The sequence below is a fragment of the Planktothrix sp. FACHB-1355 genome (assembly GCF_014748295.1).
Lineage (GTDB): Bacteria > Cyanobacteriota > Cyanobacteriia > Cyanobacteriales > Aerosakkonemataceae > Aerosakkonema > Aerosakkonema funiforme_A.
Window position 1 is genome coordinate 1 of record NZ_JACJUP010000946.1, and the last position, 2876, is coordinate 2876.

The window sequence follows — 2876 nt, forward strand, 5'->3', positions numbered from 1 at the left end:
AACCAAGGTAATAAACCGCTATCTTTACCGTTCAACCAAAACAAGAAAAAATTGCTGTGAAAAAACTTCGATCGTCCTTTGGGTAAAAACTCCGGTAAAGTTCTAGCGACACTTCCCGTAACGGTTGGCCCATATTTTGCTGATGTCAATACGGATGGCAATATTGATAGGAAAGCTACTCCTAAAGCTAAAGTAAAAAATACATAATCTTTGCGATTCCCGGAAAGACGAGGTAATCCTTTTTCCCAATCCAACAAGCGCAGGAATAAGACGAGAAGCGAAACCAATACGACTAAAGGGTAAAACAACCCTTGCAGCGCAATTGTTACCAGACAAGCTAGTTGCGATCGCCGCAACAAATAGTACAAAAATGCTGTGAAAAGCGGATACAAAAATGCTCTCGGTGTTGCCGAAACTAAATCATCTTTCATCCACAAACTTTGATTCATCAACAAAGTAGAAAGAAATCCCGCTACTGGCAAAGGTAAAATCTGCATACATACGCCAAAAAGGTATGCTGTTGTTATCAATCCCAGTACCATTGGCAAAAGTTTACTCAACAGCAACGCCGGCATACCGAGATGTACCATTAACCAAAATAGCGCGAGATATCCGGTGGGTGTAACTGATTGATAATAGTCAGCGATTAAATCATTAGGTAGCAATTCCGGATCGGTGAAACGCTGCAAAAAAAATACATACTGCCGTGCATCATCTTGGACGACATATTCGCTAGCAAAGCCTTTTTGCAGTCCTTGAAAGGCGTAAATTGCGGCAAAAATCAAGCTCAAAGTCAACCAAAAAATTATCTTATTTTTGGATGGTTTTGCGATCGGATCGGTTAAAGATTGGTGCAGGCGTTTGACGAGCATAAAAGATTAGTTTGAGTTGGCTTTGAGAAGACAATCTGTTTGTAGCAATACTAAGTCGCGTTCCCGCAAAACAGCACAGCGATCGACAAATTTTGCTAGTGCGGGAACAGTTCCCTGCTGTAAGTTGGATATCGCTTCTGAAGTTGCAGGCTGATACAGATTCAGCCATCGCCTATTAGCATGATCGATGCGATCGAAATAATCTGGCTGAAATGCTGAACTATCCAATAGCCAAAAGTCCACGCCATATTTTTGAATAAATTGTCGCACTCGATTTAGATCCGAATTGTATTGAGCGCTAATTAAATCGATAACTCTTTGGCGAATCTGGCCATAATACTTTGTATGGAAAGGGAGGGAATATTCCCTAGCTACTAAAATGGGTCGTTTGGCAAAGGTCGGCAGGTTATTCGCTTCTAAAGATAGGGAAGCTATTACACTATCTTTCGGTTGTTGTTGCAAGTATTGATACAGTGCTGTTGTTTCACCTACTACATATCCCGGTCTGGGAAAAAATCTTAAAGTGTGGGGATAAATTATGAGCGCTGAAAATATCAAAAAGCTGAATAGTAAAGGCAATAAAAGGATTTTTTTCTTGAGCGGATTCCTGGGATATTGAGGAGGAGTTTTTGACTGATAATTAAGATAAGCTCGAAAAGCCATATCCAGCAGTGTAATTAATAAGATAGCAGAAGCGATCGCCAACACAATCCGCAAGCTATGTTGCGTGTATCTGCTAGGGCCATAAAGCTTAAACATTAACAGATGTGCGGCGAAAAACATCGCGAAGGATGCTAACACAGTTTCAGTTAAAATTTTAATTTTGCTTGATATCTGACTCGTCAAAGGAAAACGATCGGAAAATATCAATACAACTGGTAATAATATGCCTATAAAAAGTTGTGCGGGGCCAACATAAGGAAAAATGCCAGTTTCTGGGCCAGCAAACCAAAAGGCCAAGGGATTGTTATTGTAAAAAAAGCTTACCCTCGCACCTACCATAAATTCCGGTACGGATTTGGCTTCGTTAATTGTAATCAATGGGGCGAATTTTGAGGATGCGATCGCATAAGGTAATAGAGATAAAAATGCTACTCCCAATCCTGTCAAACAAAATAGAAAATCTTTGCGATCGCGTGACAAACTCAGCCGTCCTTTTTGCCAATTCAACAATCGCAGCAGCAATATTCCCATCGAAATAAACGCCATCGGCGCAAAGAACAATCCCTCCAGTGCGATCGCTACCAAACAGGGTAACAAAGAACCGCGCAACAAGTAATATAAAAACGCCGCAAACAACGGATAAGCGAAAGCTTTTGGTGTCGCCGAAGCTACGTCGTTCCTCATCCAAATACTGTGATTCAGCAGCAATGTGCTGAGAAATCCCGCCGCCGGGATCGGGAATATCTCGATTGCAACGCCAAAAACGTAGATTGTTGTCACCAATGCCAGTATCGCTGGTAAAATTTTGCTCAGCAGCAAAGGCGCAATGCCTATAATTGCCATCAACCAATAAAAACTAGCAAATCCCGGCGGTGTAATCGATTGATAATACTCAGCCATCAAATCGTTACGCAGCAATTCTGGATCGACAAATCGCTGCATCCAAAACACAAACTGTCGCGCATCGTCCTGGACGACGTATTCGCTGGCAAAGGCTTTTTGGAGAGCTTGAAAAGCGTAAATTGTGGCAAAAGTCAAGCTCAAAGTAAACCAAAATACCGCTGTCGGACTAAATTTTCTGGCAGTAGGAGCGGTAAAAAACTGGTGCAGGCGTGCGATCGACATGACAAAATAACACAACGAGGGTATGATTCTAAAGGTTGGCGACAGGCACAAATTGGCTGTAACGTTTGTCTATGATAATTTACCTCATCTATGGAATTTTAATCTTAGCCACAGTTAGTCTAAATACTATCGCCATTAAATCGAAAAGGCAAGGTTTGAATTCGTGGTTGACTTGCGGTTTGCCAGCCACAGTCATGGTGCTTTTCTCTTGGCTGG

Annotated in this window: 1 protein-coding gene and 1 pseudogene; both read right to left on the reverse strand. The window is 41.8% G+C overall.

The window, feature by feature from the left end:
• A pseudogene (locus H6S82_RS27340) lies at positions 1 to 872 on the reverse strand (hypothetical protein); the annotation flags it as partial.
• A gap of 6 nt (positions 873 to 878) precedes the next feature.
• The gene (locus H6S82_RS27345; RefSeq protein ID WP_242057129.1) at positions 879 to 2660 is read right to left on the reverse strand and encodes a hypothetical protein; all 1782 of its coding nucleotides are present in this window, start codon (positions 2658 to 2660) and stop codon (positions 879 to 881) included.
• Positions 2661 to 2876: the final 216 nt, after the last annotated feature.